This window comes from Hominimerdicola alba (genome assembly GCF_900109655.1).
In the GTDB taxonomy this organism is placed as follows: domain Bacteria; phylum Bacillota; class Clostridia; order Oscillospirales; family Ruminococcaceae; genus Hominimerdicola; species Hominimerdicola alba_B.
Genome location: NZ_FOAT01000021.1, coordinates 1 through 16707, shown reverse-complemented (window position 1 = coordinate 16707; position 16707 = coordinate 1). Strand labels below are relative to the sequence as shown.

Here is a 16707-nt window from a genome sequence, read left to right as displayed (position 1 = left end):
AGGTAGTTAGGGCTATACCTGAAAATAGATTTGAGTTTGGAGGAAATGACATGATCAAGAAGATTTCTGCATTTGCAGCAGCTGCTGTTATAGCAGCTTCACTGTCCGTTTCTGCATTTGCTACAACATATGAAGATGCAGTTCAGGCAGCAAAGGAAGCAGGCGTTCAGTCCAACAACGTTCAGGAACTGGACAACTTCCTGCAGGTACACAAGGATTGCTTCACCAGCGATGAGTATGATGATATGATCGCTGATCTGAACAATATTAGAGATACTTACGTTGCACCTTACTGCCTTGGCGGTTCTAAGGAGAAGGTAGCTAAGGCTCCCGCTGACCTCAGCGAGCAGGACAAGATCCTGATCGGTAAGGAGTGGACAGAGGACGAGAAGAAGGCTATTCAGGATGACCTTATCAACCTCGGTAAAAAGCACAACGTAATCGTTACCATCACTAAGGTTGACGATGCTCACTTTGCAGTTGCAGCTGAGCACAAGCACGGCGACAGCTCTTCCAGCGGAAGCGGCAATGGCAACGGCGGCAACAACAACAATGGCGGCGGCACCACTATCAAGAGCGACAATCCCGTTGCTTCTACAGGTGCAGGCGAGACCAATACTTCCAATGCAGCAGCTGTAGCAGCTGTTACACTTGCAATGGCTGGCTTTGGTGTGTTCATGGTTGCTAAGAAGAACAGAGCTTAATCAAAATTATATTTCGGAGTGATTTATCATGAGTGATGCCGTAAAGAAAACGGAACAGCACGCTCATAAGCATAAAACTTCGTCATCACGGGTGTTGAGGACAGTTACTTATGTTCTCACACCCTTTTTGATATTAGTTATATTATGCAGTACAGCTGTTCTGGCATTATTTAAACCCTTCAAGGACTTTAAACCATACCTCGATACGACATTCGGCGCTACGCCGATGGAGGTAAGAAATCTCCGTACTATCAATAAATACCGCGATGACGATGCCCCGGATCAGGTCAAGGAAGTCGAGATCGAAATTAACGGCAAGCAGGAAACTCACACCATGGTCTACCCCTATTACGGCGATTATTATGCCGAACTCAACTGCGAAGCCGCAGGCATGAAAAATATCCCCGTTTACAGCGGTCAGGATAACTATGTACTTGAAAAGGGCGCAGGCTGGTATAACGGTTCCGTATTTATCGGCAGACCCGGCAACGTGGTTATAGCAGGCCATAACCACACATTTTTCTATAATCTGCCTAAGTGCGAAATAGGCGACGTTGTTACCCTCGAGACCTGTTACTGCAAGTGCACCTATATCATCGATGAAAGAGTCGTTTTCCATGAATCTGATTATACCTATGTCTACCCCACCGATGATGACAGACTGACTATGTATACCTGCTGGAACGAAGGCAGACTCGGTATGTCACAGTACCGCCTTGCTTTCATATGCAAGCTGAAGGATATTGAATGGAAAGAGGTCGAGACAAAGGAATGAAACGACTATATCACTACCGCCCGATGCTGACCTTAGCCATATTTGCAAGCCTGTTTGCCGTACTTACAGAGGCACTGATATTCTGCAGTACGATGGTCTTCAATACCGATTATTATGTGTGGACGATAAGCAACAGCGGCTCCGATAAAGCCCTGTATGATGAGATAGACGCGTATCTCGGTCAGTATTCCGGTCCGACGGGCGTCCCGAAAGAGGTCTACACCAAAAGCCTTAATGAAGAAAAAGTTTCATCCACCGCAAAAAAACTCACCAGAAATTCCCTTGAGTATATGTTTGGCAGATCTCTCGCTAAACCCGAAGTCGATTACGATTTTACAGAATTCGAGAACGATGTGACCGAATATTTTGAAAAAGATGCCGACGAACATAAGATCGAGAAAGATAAAAAATTCTATTCCGATATCGACTATACCCTCGATATCGCAGAAAAGAAAATAACTTCTACCTTCGATGTTTTTATGGCAAAAAAGCTGGCAACCAGTTCTTCATCTTCTGTTTTCAGAAAGATAGTTCCCGAACTGAGCCTTGGTATCGGCATATGTGTCGTGGTTCTCGCGGTGTTGCTGGGTCTGATGTTCTACATCGACCGCCACCACCCCTTTGATATGCCTTACTGGTTCGGCACCATATTCTTCGCCTGCGGCGCTCTGTTCCTGATACCGTCAATCTTCTGCCGATTCACAGGCTATTTTGACGGGCTTTTCATGGAAGATCAAAGCATTTACTATGCCATCACAGGCGCTATCTACGGCGTTACCGACAGACTTATCCTCGTAAACGGCATACTTCTCGGTCTCGGTATCGTCCTGATCATCTTCGCACAGGTGATACACATTTTCCGTGTCCGCGAAGCAAAATTATATTCCCACGAACATCATCACGCATGATTTTCGTCAATTGACGTTAAAAACTCCCCCACCTGCTACAAGGCGAGGGAGTTATTTCTTTTATGATATCTCAGCTTACTCTATGTATTCTAGTATTCTATATAAACACCCTTTTCTTTAAGCTTTTTCTTTGCCTCATTTGTAAGCTTAGTTATTGGGATATTGATACGTATAAGGTTATCCATTCCAACGCTATCAAGCCCCGTTATTTTTCCATCGCTCTCCAGCGACAGTACTTCCAGATTTTCCAGCTGCGCAAAATCTTCACAGTTGATATCATTATTACAACAGATATTCAGTTCCTTTAAATTTTTCAACTTGTTCAGTTGGTCTGTATTTTTCAGTCCTGTCTTTTGTTTAAACTTCATCGATCCATGTGTATTCAGATTCAGTTTTTCCAGCTTCTCCAGCTGTGAAAGATCTTCACAATCAATTTCGTTCAAACAAACGATCGTTAGTTCCTTCAAATTTTTCAGTTCGTTCAATTTGCTTAAAGATAATTCTTCATCATTATAGATAGTCAATCTTTCAAGTTTAGTTAATCCCGATATATCTTCTACAGTTGTAAAATTACTAAAACAAGAAATAAACAACTCTTTCAATTCGGTACATTTATTCAAACTTGACCAGTTAATGCCATCTCCGCTAAGGGACAATTTTATTAAATTGGGATTTGCAATATCCTCTATATTGAATGTATCCGGATTACCCAAAACGGATAATTCTTCAAGATCATTACAGTATTTTATAAATTTTATACATGGGTCATGAGAAGAAAATAAATATATTTTATTCACATCGCCGGATAGATAAAATTTCTTATCCCCGTCTCCGTTAACATTACATTTTATCAAAAAAGGTCTCCCCAGATAAGGTGTAAAGATCCTCGCCAATACCAAACATATTACGCACACGGTAATTATAACTTTCTTCTTTTTCATTGTTGTTCTCCTTTTTTAAGACTTTCCTGTCCTCAAATTTGCCCATAAATATTATATCACAAATATTTTTTTCTTGTCAATACACGTTCGCTTTCAAGGAAATCAATTTTCATTTTATGACCTGATTCTGCTTAACAAATTTACTTGTTACGAACCTTTTATCGTGTGGTAATGGGGTAAAATGTGCGTCTGTTTTTGGGGACGTACTGCGGGGGTGTCGCCCCTCTCTCCGTTCGGGTCGAGTCATCGGATTCGCTTCGCTGTCCGATGACGGCGCGGGCAATATTATACAGACATAGAAAGAGCGTGGACGTTTGATTGTCCACGCTCGGAATTTTTGATATTGCCCGCGCACTATGGTCGGAAGATTGTCTGCTATTGCTTTTATTGTGTTCACGTCGCTTTTGTGCCTTGACCGAGAGGCTCTGCCTCTCGTGCTCTCCGCAAGCCTTTCGCGAAAGGCTTGACCCAAAGCTCTTCTCCTTGGCATTCTTACCCAACTCCGTGATTGCCCTGCCAACAATTATGAATTATGAATTGTGAATTACAGAACCACAGGCTCATATTCTATCCTTATCTTAGGCAGTTTCTCAATGGTCTGATAGCTGTTGAACATTCCGTCCTCAGCACTCAGATCATTCTCGCCGCTTGCAGGAGGTGCAAATATCCTCAGTGTCAGGTCTGCATCACCCTCAAGTCTGTTCTCGTAGAACGCACTCATCAGATCGATGACCTTTGCTTTCGGCGACTTGTAGAACCACTTGCCGTTTATCTCGATCATCAGATTGCTCTCATCCTCAAAGGTCAGCTCGCAGAAATGTGGGTCGCCATAAAAATGTATCGGTATCTCCAGACCCTCAGCATCCTCGGAATTTCCCCATCTCAGCTTTGCAGGAAAGCTGACTTCCCCGCCGCGCTTCATCTCTGGCATAAAGAAATCATCGTGGATAAGCTCCCTGTAAGTCTTCAAAACAGGCTGTTCGATGCCCACATTCTGATTGTTGGGGTCTTCTATCTCCAGACCAAGTCTGCCCCTGTCGCGGAACTGATAGAAAGTAAATCCGCTGAACCACAGCTCGGGGTCTTCTTTCAGCATATCGCAGAAGTCCTTTACCATCACAGCCTGATCGTAAGCGCCAGTAACATCGCCGTCCGCGTTGAACTCGCTCATTACCATGGGCTTGCTGACACCGCCGTTTATCACCTTGAAGCGCTCGTAGCTTCTCTTTGTCATATTGTAGGTCATCTCTACCTTGTCGCGCTTGTACTGTTTTCTTTCCTGATCTCTCAGCGCAACATCAAAAGGCCAGCCCCAGTGCAGTGCCATGTACTTGTCCACCGACCATATATCCGTATCTTTTACGGACTGGGCAAACTCCTTTTCCATAACTATCTTTTCAGACTTCGGGTCTTCGATACCGCCTGTGCAGAGTATCATCTGAACATTGGGCGCAGTCTCGTGAACTATCTTCACGAACTTGCAGTAAAAATCCGCAACTTCCTGATAGCTCGCCCTCTTGTTGAAGCTGAACCAGTTGCCAGTGTTCTCGTGGTTAACTCTCAGGAAAACTCTGCCGAAAGTCCTCAGGTCTTCCGCAATAGCACGTATCTGCTCGTCGGATATATTAGGGTCAGCGGTAAGTGTCAGTGTAACGTCCTGTCCGTGCCGTCTTATATCCCTCATGCAGGTGAAAGGCTCGTCATCCCGATTTCCCTCAAGTCCGCCCTTGTAGGTGAAGTAATCATCATAGGGATAGTCCCACTGGAACTTCACATCAGCATCTTTCATAACTTCCGATATCCTGCCCGGGAACTCCTTGTCCAGCGGATAATAGCAGTACATCAGGCTTATGCTCCTGTGGGGTCTGCCCAGCTTGTGGAGTATATAATCCTGATCTACATACTCGCCTCTTTCCGAACCGTCACCCAGATCAACAGCGCACTTAGCCTTGCCCATGTGTACCGAATATACCTTGTAATCGCTCATAAAAATACCTCCGTTCACCCTGCGGTGTACTCCCCACGCGCCCGATATCCTCAGGCTTTATTCTTTGTCTTTTTCACCCTTGTCAGACTCTTTCGCTATCAGCGAATTGATATCGTCAAATACCAGCGCAAGGTCTTTGAATACCTTGCAGCTCTCCTCCGTCTCGGGATACTGCTCCGTCATTATGCATAGCACAAAAGGAGAATCCGCATAGACTATGGCACAATCGTTGAAAGCCATTTCCTCATAATCCGAACCGTACTTCTGCGCAACCTTGTACTTGTCACCCAGCGCCGCACCTATCTGTATGTTCAGATGTGCCTTGCTCAGCAGTTTTATGAGCCATTTGCCGTCCTTGTTCTTCTTCGCAAAACGGTAGATGTCCTCATAGTCTTTCATCATATCGTCGCTGCTGCAGTAGGTGAATATCCACTCAGCATTGTAGCCCAGGGTGTAGTTCGATCCGATCTCGTACTGATGATTGTTGAAATCTCCCGCGCCGTATCTAAGGCACAAAAGCTGATAAGCCGTGTTATCACTGTCCAAAATTGTGTACTCGATAAGCTTCTTCGCCGTGAATTCCTTGCCGTACTCCTCATTCACTATGCCTTCGTAATCGCCTTCCCACTTTGCGGTCAGCGGTATCTTCTCTTTCAGATCTATGCCCTTCGCCAACAGAGATTTAACATAGGGCGCCTTTACACAGCTGCAGGTCATAAACTGATCATACTGCCCGTACCCGACATACGCCCCAGTATCCATATTCTTGAAAGAGAACGCCATATGGAAATTCGCCTCGCTGCATATTTCCTGCAGCCTGTCGAAACACTCTTCCAGCTCCTTGTTTGAGTATACCTTGTCGAAATCGCTCACCGTGAACCAGTAACCGCCGCCCACGGTACATTCCTCTGCTTCTCTCGGAGGCTGAGGTTCTTCTGTCTTCGATTCGTTGACTTCACTGCTGTCATCCGCACTGCTGTCCGTATCCGTCTCAACTTCACTGATCTCAGCAGGAGACATCACCGAAGGCTTGTCCTCCGTCGTTATATTCTCAACAGTTTCCTCAGAGGACAATTCTTTATCCTCACTAAGATCCATATCCGAAGCGCTCACGTCCGCACCGCAGCCCGAAAGCAGCATAGCCCCCGCGCACACCAAAGCAGACAGCGCCCCGATCTTCCTTTTTAATTCCATATCAACCCTACCTTATACAGCGCAGTTCCGCGCTCGTATGCATTTCAGTACAAAAAAACGAACCGCTAAAACCGACACAGAGCCGTTCGTCCCCACAGAGTTATCCTCTGCCGTTTATATAAAAATATTATACCATATCCCCCGCCGAAAGTCAACACAAAACGACATTTTCCCCAATAAACGAACAAAAAGTACCGCCCGCACCCGAACCAAAGCCCACCGCAGACGATACCGGATCTTTATCCTATTCTATAATCAGTCCAATAATTCACCCACAAACCTTATCCGCCGACTTCCCCGCGATAATTCATTATCCCCGACATTATCGCAAAAGCCACCTGCCGCCGATACTCCGCATCTTCCAGCTTAGCCGCTTCCTCGGGATTTGAAAGAAATCCGCACTCCACCATCACCGCAGGTGTATCCGTCCTGTCCAGCAGAAAAAGCTCATCGTCCACAGCCTTTGTCTCTCTGTCGTTGTCGGGCTGTAAAAGCGAAACGAACTGCCTCTGCACCGCCCCCGCCAGACGTTCTCCCCTGCTGTTTCTCCGGGAATAAAACACCTGCGCACCGCTGTATCTGCTGTCCGTGAACTGATTCTGATGTATCGAAACAGCCACCCCGCCGCACTTGTCAAACACCGCCAGCCTGTTTTTCATGTCCGATCGTTTCTGCTTTCCCAGCCCCTCGACTCCCTCATCATATACCGAGCGGTCGTCCTCTCTCGTCATGGTGACATCAAAACCCAGTACCTCCAGCATATCCCGCTCAGTAAGGGCAATATCCAGATTCAGCCCCTTTTCAGCCACACCGTTCACCGATACACAGCCGCCGTCCGCGCCCCCGTGACCCGCATCCAGCACCACCTGCGGCCGTACCATTCCCTCCGCCGCCGATACCTTAGTCACCCTGTCCATGGCTTTTCCGCTGACAACGTCCCCTGCCCATATCGCCCCGCAAAGCACCACGAAAGCCCCGCAGCAAATAGCTATCTTTTTCATCTTCATCCGTTCCATGTCCGTCCCTCCTGTTATTCTTTATAGAATAATATGCACAGAGGTACAAAATATACTAACCAAAAACTCATGCCCTAATTATTCACCATTAATTATCCGATTTTTCATTTAGTTAAAACTAATCTGACTTTACTTCTTCTGTAAAATATGCTATACTATATAAAGATTTTAACCTAAGGACTGATGAACATGAAATACATTTCCGAACTGTTTTCAAACGTCTTCGTGCTGACCGCTCTGGCTTCATGGGCTGAAGCACAGGTACTGAAAACCATAATACACGCCATAGTCAATAAAAAATTCGATATCACCCGACTTTTCGGCGACGGCGGTATGCCCAGCGGACACTCCGCCACCGTGACTTCCCTCGCCGCCACCATAGGTCTTGTCAAAGGGCTTGATTCCGTTGAATTCGCCATCGCAGGCATAGTCGCAGTGGTGGTATGCCACGATGCCAGCGGTGTCCGCCTTGAAACAGGCAAACAGTCCACAATACTCAATGAGATGCAGAAGACCCTGAAACTTCTCACCTCGCAGGAACTACCCGAAGTAAAACTCAAAGAATTCGTAGGCCATACCCGCGCCCAGGTAGCCGCAGGCATAATCATGGGAATAGTAAATGCCATAATAGTGTATAACCTCTTCCTGCGCTGACAAACCCGCTGAAACTGCCAAAAAGGCGCGTCACGCGTTCGACGCAGTCACCGCCAACAAAAATACAGAGCGTATGCATCAGTTTTGCATACGCTCATATTGTTTTTATTGCCGCGCCGCTTTTGTGCCTTGACTAAAAGCTCTCTCCCTTTTCAGTTCCAGCGGATCTGCTTTTTAATATGCCTGATCGCCCGCTCCCGGATCTACATAGCCGGGGTCAGGAGTTCCCGGATCTACATATCCAGGATCAGGGGTGACAGGATCGGTATATCCCGGATCGGGTGTAACAGGATCAGTATATCCCGGATCAGGTGTAACAGGATCGGTGTATCCCGGATCAACAGGGTCTGTCCATGCAGGTTCTGATGTTACTACATTGCCGTACTCATCGGTCACTACATTTCCCCAGTCGGTATACTCAGGCTGACTGTCGGTGGCTTCGGTGGTGGTTGTCCAATAGGTCGAGCCCAATGTGGTGGTGACCATAGATGATGAATCATCCTTGGGTCTTTCTTCCTCGATTATATCGCCCATCTGGATAACGCCCCAGAATTCGTTCTGCTTTACCCATGCCCTGCCGTTGTTGATGGGTCGTGCCTGAGCAAATTCGCCTGCGCGTATCACCTGCTCGCCGGAGAAATCGTAGTAGCTGTAATAGCCGTCCTTATAAACAGGGATATAGTCATCGCAGAAGAGGTAGGGGTGTACTATGCTTGAGTCATCGGTCATCATGCCGTTATAGGCATTGGGGTCGCCGTCGCAGATAAAGTCGATGACTACATTGCCGTCGGCATCAAGGTAGCCCCATTTGTCGTCTTCGTTCCTGAAAGCCACCAGAGTGGAGCCTAAGCCCTTATATGAGGGCGCGTAGCATGCGGTGTATACCATATCGGTGAGGAGCTTGCCGTTTTTAGCAAGTCCGCAGAGCGCACCTTCGGGAATGGATACCACGAGATTGCCGTAGTCGTCCATCTCAACATTTCCCTCGATGACAGGGACTGATTTTTTGCCTGTATACTCGGTAACATTTTTGCTGCCGTTCTTGCCCTCGAAGACCTTCTGGGATTTGATATCAAGGAAGTAGCGGGTAGAAGTATCCTCGGTATGCTGAGGTGTGGCAGATATCTTTTTGTCCTTATCTATGGTGCAGTACTCATATTCCTCATTGCGTTCGTCAAGGATATTGACAAGGACTATCTCGCCGCAGCTGCATACATAGTAGTCATCATATGAGGGCTTGATTATATAGTTGCCTGCGTAGTCGATAAGGCCGTACTTGCCGTTCTGCCTTATGACAGAGTAGTTGATATAGTCCCTGTTATCGGCATTGTCGGGGTCTATCCTGCTGGCATCGAATGAGATTATATTATCTGCCTGGATAGAGGGCTGTATCAGCCAGCTGTACAGCTGTTCGGTATCGCCTGTTTCGTTCGGGCTGTAGCTGTATGAATCGGTCATCTCGTTGCCTTCGTTGTTTTTTGAGTTGACGCCCGGAACGGCACAGCCTGCAAATAGTACCGCAGAAACTGCCGCAGCTAGGGTGCTGCGAAATATTTTATTCATTTTAATCCTCCTAACGATCTGTGCGCACCTGCCTTATTTATAGTGCGCGCGTCCGCCTTTCTTTATAGTGATAGTCAATACCTGTATTTTTTTATGCAGATATCATAGTAAGTGAAAAATTCATATGTCATTTACTATTACAAAACATCTACCTTTAATTATATACCATCACAGCCCTCATGTCAATATCGCGGGCGGGTGGCGGAGGGTGAAATTTTCATCACATTAGGCAGCATTTTTAAGTTTTTTTGCACAAAAAGAAATTTGGATATCCCTTTACCACATCACTGATAGCAGCCGACTGGGATATTTTATGCTTACGTTCTCTTTTCCCGCGCCTGCGGCGGGGAGAAGATGACCGAGAAGTGTCCGCAAAAAGGACGCTCCCGTCAGAATACGGAAACGTCCCGAAAAAGCTATGTATTGGGTATATCAGGTCATTTTTCTGCGTATCTCGCATACTCTGCCGATTATGCGCAGATCAAGCTCAGCGGCTTCCTTGCGCGGGTCGGAGAATTCGCGGAAATAAACGCGGTCGGGTGAACCTTCCTTTACCACGGCGTAAAGTCCTGCTGCGCCTATCTCGTCGATGCTGACAAGGAGATAGTCACCGAACATTACAAAAGGACGGTTCTTATCATCGCGACATATATAAAAACGGTAGCTGCCGTGTTCGGTATTGGCATACTCCTCGCCCCAGGGATTCTTGGGGTCATCGGCGCTGAATACCTGAACCTTATGCAGGTCGGCGGAATTATCGCCGTTTGAACTTCCAGAGCTTTCATAGCCCAGAAGTGCGCCTTTGGTAGTGCCCAGCGCCTGTGCCAGGACTGAGAGCTTATCATCACGGGGCTTGAATTTGCCCGAAAGATACTGGCTTATAAATGATTTTGATATTCCTGTACGCTTGCTGAGTTCTGCCTGTGTAAGGGAACGTTCTGCCATTGCGGCACGGAGATTTTCAGCAAATGAACTCATATTTCTATACCCCCTTATATATTTGTGTTCAGAAAATCTTATCAACTATATTATAACATATCCTGCGAAAAAGTCAAGTAGATAATTGCCTAATATTAACCAATCATTTATCAAAAAAAGCAGTATAGTCGGGGGGGCTATACTGCTATGGTTTCAGGGGTGGTATCAGGGTATCCAGTATATATCGAAACAGACAAGTTTGCCATTACCACTGAACCCAAAAGAATAACCACTTTCACAGTCGGGTATTGTCTTGGATTCGGTTGTGTAATCGGTAACAGAATATTTGTCAATGGTTGGTTCGCCGCTGTTGGCTACCAGTGAGTCATGGGTCAGGGTGCTGTCAAAAGCGAATTCAAGCTTATCGGTGAAATTATTGCCTGATTCGGGCTTTATGCTTTCAGAGATAAAAACAGTTAAACCGGCAAGTACACAGTCTCTTAGTTTTCTCGGAGAATTGTCAGGATTTATGAATATCGCATCAACATAATGACCACAGCTTGCAGGATCTAAATGATAAATAACGCAATCATCGTTGAACTGCCCTTTGAACTCTTTATCAACCAGAACATCAAAATCTAATCCCGATTGTGACCAAGTTGTATTTTCTTCAAATTCAGCCCCTGCATCGATGAAATCTTGCAAGGTGGATACGCCTACGGTCATGAGTTTGCCGTTGTATTTGAAACTTCTGTTGTCGAGGTCGGCGTAGGTGGTGCTCAGCTCGGTGGGGGTGGAGAAATCCGCGAGCGGGGGATCGACCACGCTCTCGTTCGTCTCGGGGATAGTCTCAACAGGAACGTCCTCGACAACAGCGGGGTCGGTGAAAGTCTCGGTGGTCACTTCCTCGTACTCGGCGGACTCGGTGGTGGTCTCTGCGGGCTTTTCGGAAGTGGTGCTGGCTTTATCGGCTTCACCGCAGGCGGTGAGGGTCAGCATGGCAGCGATTACTGCTGCTGTGAGTATTTTCATCTTCATTTAAGTTCATTCCTTTCGGGTCTGAGCGTTATGGTATCTTAATCTCTGATCTATCAGTATTTAGTTTCATCGGAACATATATCAAACTCGACCAAATCACCGTTATAGAAAATAAATTTATATTCGGAACAGCGATCATCACGATCGGGGAGATAAAGAGAAGGTGCTGTGTATTCATATACCGTAGAACCACTAAAAGATCCGGTTCTGCGCTCTGTAGGGTCGCCGCTGTTTTCGGTAAGTTCACTCATCTTCAGACGCAGCGGGATATTGGAATGTACCATACCCTCTCCGTAGTTTGTTCCGTATGTTATTCTCTCACCGGGATAATTTACAAGAACGACTGAAAAATATTTCAGAACACATTCTCTGGCAGTTTGGCCATTCCGTGGTTTAAATATAAGTCTTGCGCTGATCGAACCAGTGATATTGACCCGAGCATCCACAGTTTCATGATCCGCAACATAATCGTCTTCCAGATCATCATCGGTGTCAAGTTCGACACCTGCATCAAGAAAGTCCTGAATTGTGGCTTCCTCAAATCTGAAGATATGTCCGTTGTATTCAATTGCCATGTTATCGAAGTCAACATACTTTTCGCTGAGACCCTCTGCAAGCTTGAACTCTTCTTTTTCGTGCTCGGGGGGTATCTCCTCGGTGGTTGTAGTTGCTTCGGTAGTGGTGGTAACTGTTGTTTCAACAGCAGGGGTTGTTTCGGTGGTCACTTCTTCGGTGACAGCTTCGGTGGTAACTTCCTCGGAAGCGGCAGTTGTTGTGGTGGTCTCTGCGGGCTTTTCGGAAGTGGTATCGGCTTTATCGGTTTCACCGCAGGCGGTGAAGGTCAGCATGGCAGATATTACTGCGGCTGTGAGTATTTTTATCTTCATTGAAGTTCATTCCTTTCGGGTCTGGGCGTTATGGTATCCATGTGATCTCGAATCCATCGAATACGTTATTGCTGTCGAAACCGAATACATATCCGCTGTCGTGGTTTGGTGTCTTCTCGGATACTACTGCATAATGGTATCCGTGATCTTCGTATGTGGGTTCGCCGCTGTTTGCCACAAGTTCGTCATAGGTGAGGGAAGTATCGAAAGCGAACTCCATTTTTTCGGAAAAACCGTCGAGTGAACCTGTCGTCAGAACATTGTCTAAACGGACAGATATCTTTGCAAGAACGCAGTCTCTTACTTTTCTGGGAGATTCATCGGGGTTTATAAAGTACAGTTCAACATGGGAACCAAAGCCATCTAATCTGTATTCAAGGCAGCCATATGGGAACTGTCCTCTGAACTTATGCTTGTACTCCTTATCAAAGTTCATTTCGGAATCATCCGAAGAGCTCCCTTTTTCGATAGTTGCACCAGCATCGATAAGATCCTGCATGGTGGATACGCCTACGGTAAAGAGTTTACCGTTATACTTGAAACTTCTGTTGTCAAGGTCGGCGTACTTATCGCTGAGTTCGGTGGGAACAGCGGGGGCGAGTTCGGTGGTCACTTCCTCGATGGTGTCGGTTATTTCCTCGGTGGCTTCAGTAATAACTTCCGCATCAGCTTCGGTGGTAACTTCCTCGGAAGCGGCAGTTGTTGTGGTGGTCTCTGCGGGCTTTTCGGAAGTGGTATCGGCTTTGTTTGTTTCACCGCAGGCGGTGAGGGTCAGCATGGCAGCGATTACTGCGGCTGTGATTATCTTTTTTTCATTATAATATCAGTCCTTTTATAGTGATTTGTGTCGGCAAAAGGCGTAACACATCAGTTTGAATAATATCACAAATTTTGGATAAAGTCAATTATATATATCAAGTATCATGGTATTACATAGTTTCTGGCAAAGATGCTATTTTATATTGTTTAATATGTTTATCAGTTATTGCGGTGTTTAACTTTTGTTGCTTTGATTTAAAGGCGCGGGGTGAGTCCGTTTAATAAAATGATAACCGAGTTTTGGAATAGGAAATGGCTGATATAGCGAAATAGATATGATTTCCGGTAATAATTTTTACGAAGCGGTGGTATTGTATATAAAGTTAGATTAATATTGAGTATCAATTGTACATTTTACAGAAATATTAATAAACTATTGAAAAATATGAACTGATGGTGTATAATATACTAAAGAACCATCGGAAGGAGGTGTTATCTATGACGGAAAAGGACAGGGCGGAGCTTGTAAAATGCGGTATAGACTATGCGGACGGACTGGAAAAATTCATGGATGAGGAACTGCTGTATTGCGGTCTGCTGGTGAATTTTCTGACAGAGAACACCTTTGACGAGGCTAAGCGGTGCATGGACAGCGGCGACGATGAGGGCGTTATGCGGGCAGTGCATTCGATGAAATCGGTGACGGGAACGCTTTCGATGTACGAGTTGTATACCTTGTGCTATGATACAGTTGACGCTCTGCGCGGCGGCGACAGGGAAAGTGCGCTGGATAGTTTTGGCAGGGCATATGAAGTCTATAAGCGGACAGTGGAGTGCATCAAGCGAGTGATAGTTGACGGCGGACTGGAGTATGAGCGGATACAGGACGATGTAAGTTGACGCAAACAAGCGGACTTCGCGGCAACAAACCAGCGCATCAAACAAACTATGCCGCGAACTGAGCTTTTGGTCAAGCTTTTCGCGAAAAGCTTGCGGGAGCGCGAGGGCAGAGCCCTCGCATCAAGGTGCAAAGCCAAAATGCATAGCAAATAATAAGAGCACAGCAATCTACCCGCCCTGTCAAAAAGGCGCGGCAATAAAAAACTTCAGAGCGTGGACAATACAAACGTCCACGCTCTTTCTATACGCGTGAATATATTGCCGCGCCCGTCATCGGACAGCGACAGCGTCTCCGATGACTCGACCCGTCAGGGGCGACCTTGGCTACCGCAGTACGTAGGATAAGCGAACTGCACTCTGTTGGATTCAGATATAGATATCAGTCCGATAATGCTATCAGTCCAAAAATCAGGAGTTTGTTTGTGCAGTCGGACATTTGCTGTGTACGATAGATTGTAAGCTTTCGCCCCTCGTTCCTCGGGTCGAGAAATCAACGAGCTATCGCCGTTGATTTCGGGCGCGGCAATATATTTACGGACATAGTTTGAGCGTGGACAATACAAATAGTCCACGCTCTTGATTTTGTTATTGCCGCGCCTATTTGGGCGGTAGTTCGCTGTTCTCTTATAGTTTGCAATGCATTTTGGCTTTGCACCTTGACCGAGAGGCTCTGCCTCTAACAGTCAGCTTTGCTGACTGTGTGCTCATCCGCAAGCCTTTCGCGAAAGGCTTGACCCAATGTTCACTAGCGATAAAGCACGAATGCCGCCTTATGCGGCTTTTTTGCGCCTGTCGAAATCTCTGCCGTCAAGGACAATCCTCGACTTTACGACATTAAACCTGAAAATGATCTCGATTTCCTGTGTCCTGTGACCGCTGGATTTATCGGGTTCATGGACTATTATCCTTTCGATCATTTCGCGCAGGTTCTTCGGAGTCAGCTCGTCGATGTGCTTTATCTTCTTGACTAGCTCGATGAAATCATGTATATCCGAGCATTTCTGCTCCTTATCCTCGATGAATTTGGTAAGCTCTGCGACTTTCACTTTAAGCTGTTCCTGCTCATTCTCATAGTTCTTCGACATCACTTCAAATCGTGCATCGCTAATTTTGCCCGAAACATTGTCCTCGTAAAGCCTTGTAAAAAGCCTGTCAAGTTCAGTTATGCGCTTTTCGGACTTAGTAAGAAGTTTTTTCGCGTTCTTGACTTCGCTCATATATTCGGAGTTTCTGCTGTCAATAGTCGTTTTCACGAATTCTTCTTCGTTCTTGGTGACCGTATCGAGAATGCTGTTCATTTCCGCAAGGACTACCTGTTCAAGCACCACCGTCCTTATGTAGTGCGCTGAGCACACCTTGCTGTCATACGAATAACTCCCGCATTTGAAATGCTCGGTGCTCTTGCCCTCTTTCGAGTGTCTGCAGATGTACATCAGCTTGCCACAGTCGGCACAATAAACTATCCCCGAAAACGGGTTTATTTGATTAGTCTTCTGCTTGCGCCTTCTGTTTTTGCGTATCTCCTGAACCACATCAAAATCCTGTTGGCTGATTATCGGCTCATGAGTGTTTTCAAAAACAACTCTGTCTTCAATTGGATTTGTCAGTGTCTTATGGCATTTATAGGACTTCTGACGCGTTTTGAAATTCACGATCTTACCCAGATATTCCTGCCTTTCAAGTATTCCTACCACCGACTTGCAATTCCAGCGGTAAGGCTTTTCGTAGGTAATCTGACCAGTTGCTTTAAACTCGTTATAAGCAGTAGGTCTGAGTATCTTCTCATCTGTCAGGATATTTGCGATCTTCATCGGACCATAGCCCTCAATGCAAAGTCTGAAAATCTTCCTGACAACAGGTGCAGTCTCCTCGTCTATAACCCATTGATCTTTGTCCTGTTCGGACTTTTTGTAACCGTAAGGTGCGATCGGAGAAAGCGGTTTACCCGACATTCCTTTCGCCTTGAACACCGCCTTGATTTTCTTGCTTGTGTCGCGGGCATAAAAGTCGTTGAACACGTTACGGAATACCATCATATCATTTTCGGATTTTTGAGTATCCACGTTATCATTGATGGCTATGTAGCGCACGTCATGGTCCGGGAATATCATTTCAATATATTGACCTGTGATTAGGTAATCTCGACCCAAACGGCTCAAATCCTTAGTGATTACCGTGCCTATTTTTCCGTTCTCCATATCTCTGACCATGCGCTGAAAATTAGGACGATCAAAATTCGTTCCCGACCAGCCGTCATCGACATAGAACTCGGTGTTATGAAAACCGTTCCTCCTGGCAAAATCCAGAAGCATGGCTTTCTGATTTGTTATACTGTTGCTTTCGCCTTGCAGATCATCGTCATTACTCAATCTGCAGTACAATGCTGTGATCTTGTCTTTCATTCATTCCTCTCTTTCCGACGATCACAGCGGATCATGTATATTATAGCACAAATGTTCGTGG

Annotated in this window: 15 protein-coding genes; 5 read left to right on the top strand and 10 right to left on the bottom strand. The window is 46.0% G+C overall.

All coding sequences use genetic code 11. The annotated features are described in order from the left end of the window. Nucleotides 1-50: 50 nt before the first annotated feature. Genes BMY75_RS15680 through BMY75_RS15670 form a run of 3 tightly spaced genes read left to right on the top strand, consistent with a single transcriptional unit; the run spans nt 51 to nt 2387 of the window. A complete protein-coding gene (locus tag BMY75_RS15680) occupies nt 51-704 on the top strand; it encodes a hypothetical protein (protein ID WP_074835733.1) in 654 nt (217 codons plus the stop codon). Nucleotides 705-732: 28 nt separating this feature from the next. Beyond that, on the top strand, nt 733-1479 hold the full coding sequence (locus BMY75_RS15675; protein ID WP_074835730.1) for a class D sortase: 747 nt from the start codon (nt 733-735) through the stop codon (nt 1477-1479). Beyond that, entirely contained in the window at nt 1452-2387 is a 936-nt protein-coding gene (locus tag BMY75_RS15670) for a hypothetical protein (protein ID WP_074835727.1), read from the top strand. Before BMY75_RS15675 ends, BMY75_RS15670 begins: the two co-directional genes overlap by 28 nt. 89 nt (nt 2388-2476) lie before the next feature. On the opposite strand, the gene BMY75_RS15665 is transcribed toward BMY75_RS15670, so the two are convergent. From BMY75_RS15665 to BMY75_RS15645, 4 genes are all read right to left on the bottom strand, one after another. Next, nucleotides 2477-3328: a leucine-rich repeat domain-containing protein gene (locus BMY75_RS15665; protein ID WP_074835724.1), complete on the bottom strand. Its 852-nt coding sequence runs from the start codon at nt 3326-3328 to the stop codon at nt 2477-2479. 544 nt (nt 3329-3872) lie between these two features. Beyond that, on the bottom strand, nt 3873-5315 hold the full coding sequence (locus BMY75_RS15655; protein ID WP_074835718.1) for a hypothetical protein: 1443 nt from the start codon (nt 5313-5315) through the stop codon (nt 3873-3875). A 57-nt stretch (nt 5316-5372) separates the two neighbouring features. Then, on the bottom strand, nt 5373-6509 hold the full coding sequence (locus BMY75_RS15650) for a serine hydrolase (RefSeq protein WP_074835715.1): 1137 nt from the start codon (nt 6507-6509) through the stop codon (nt 5373-5375). Between the two features lie 281 nt (nt 6510-6790). Next, nucleotides 6791-7525 (bottom strand): N-acetylmuramoyl-L-alanine amidase, encoded by a 735-nt coding sequence (locus tag BMY75_RS15645; RefSeq protein WP_074835712.1) that lies wholly within the window; start codon nt 7523-7525, stop codon nt 6791-6793. A 183-nt stretch (nt 7526-7708) separates the two neighbouring features. Here BMY75_RS15645 and BMY75_RS15640 point away from each other — a divergent pair, with 183 nt between their 5' ends. After that, on the top strand, nt 7709-8179 hold the full coding sequence (locus tag BMY75_RS15640; RefSeq protein WP_242940264.1) for a divergent PAP2 family protein: 471 nt from the start codon (nt 7709-7711) through the stop codon (nt 8177-8179). A gap of 174 nt (nt 8180-8353) precedes the next feature. Here BMY75_RS15640 and BMY75_RS15635 read toward each other — a convergent pair whose 3' ends face one another. From BMY75_RS15635 to BMY75_RS15615, 5 genes are all read right to left on the bottom strand, one after another. After that, nucleotides 8354-9742, bottom strand: a complete 1389-nt coding sequence (locus tag BMY75_RS15635; RefSeq protein ID WP_074835707.1) for a WG repeat-containing protein — start codon at nt 9740-9742, stop codon at nt 8354-8356. 432 nt (nt 9743-10174) lie between these two features. Beyond that, nucleotides 10175-10720 carry a helix-turn-helix domain-containing protein gene (locus BMY75_RS15630; protein WP_074835704.1) on the bottom strand — a complete coding sequence of 182 codons (546 nt, stop codon included), beginning with the start codon at nt 10718-10720 and terminating at the stop codon, nt 10175-10177. 165 nt (nt 10721-10885) lie between these two features. After that, complete coding sequence (locus BMY75_RS15625; RefSeq protein ID WP_074835701.1) at nt 10886-11698, bottom strand: hypothetical protein; 813 nt, start codon at nt 11696-11698, stop codon at nt 10886-10888. 53 nt (nt 11699-11751) lie between these two features. Next, nucleotides 11752-12585, bottom strand: coding sequence for a hypothetical protein (locus BMY75_RS15620; protein ID WP_074835698.1), 834 nt, complete (start codon nt 12583-12585; stop codon nt 11752-11754). A gap of 28 nt (nt 12586-12613) precedes the next feature. Beyond that, complete coding sequence (locus tag BMY75_RS15615; protein WP_074835695.1) at nt 12614-13363, bottom strand: hypothetical protein; 750 nt, start codon at nt 13361-13363, stop codon at nt 12614-12616. A 479-nt stretch (nt 13364-13842) separates the two neighbouring features. On the opposite strand from BMY75_RS15615, the gene BMY75_RS15610 reads away from it, so the two are divergent. After that, nucleotides 13843-14244, top strand: a complete 402-nt coding sequence (locus BMY75_RS15610; RefSeq protein ID WP_074835692.1) for an Hpt domain-containing protein — start codon at nt 13843-13845, stop codon at nt 14242-14244. 770 nt (nt 14245-15014) lie between these two features. Here BMY75_RS15610 and BMY75_RS15605 read toward each other — a convergent pair. Continuing rightward, nucleotides 15015-16646, bottom strand: a complete 1632-nt coding sequence (locus tag BMY75_RS15605) for a recombinase family protein (RefSeq protein ID WP_074835689.1) — start codon at nt 16644-16646, stop codon at nt 15015-15017. Nucleotides 16647-16707: the final 61 nt, after the last annotated feature.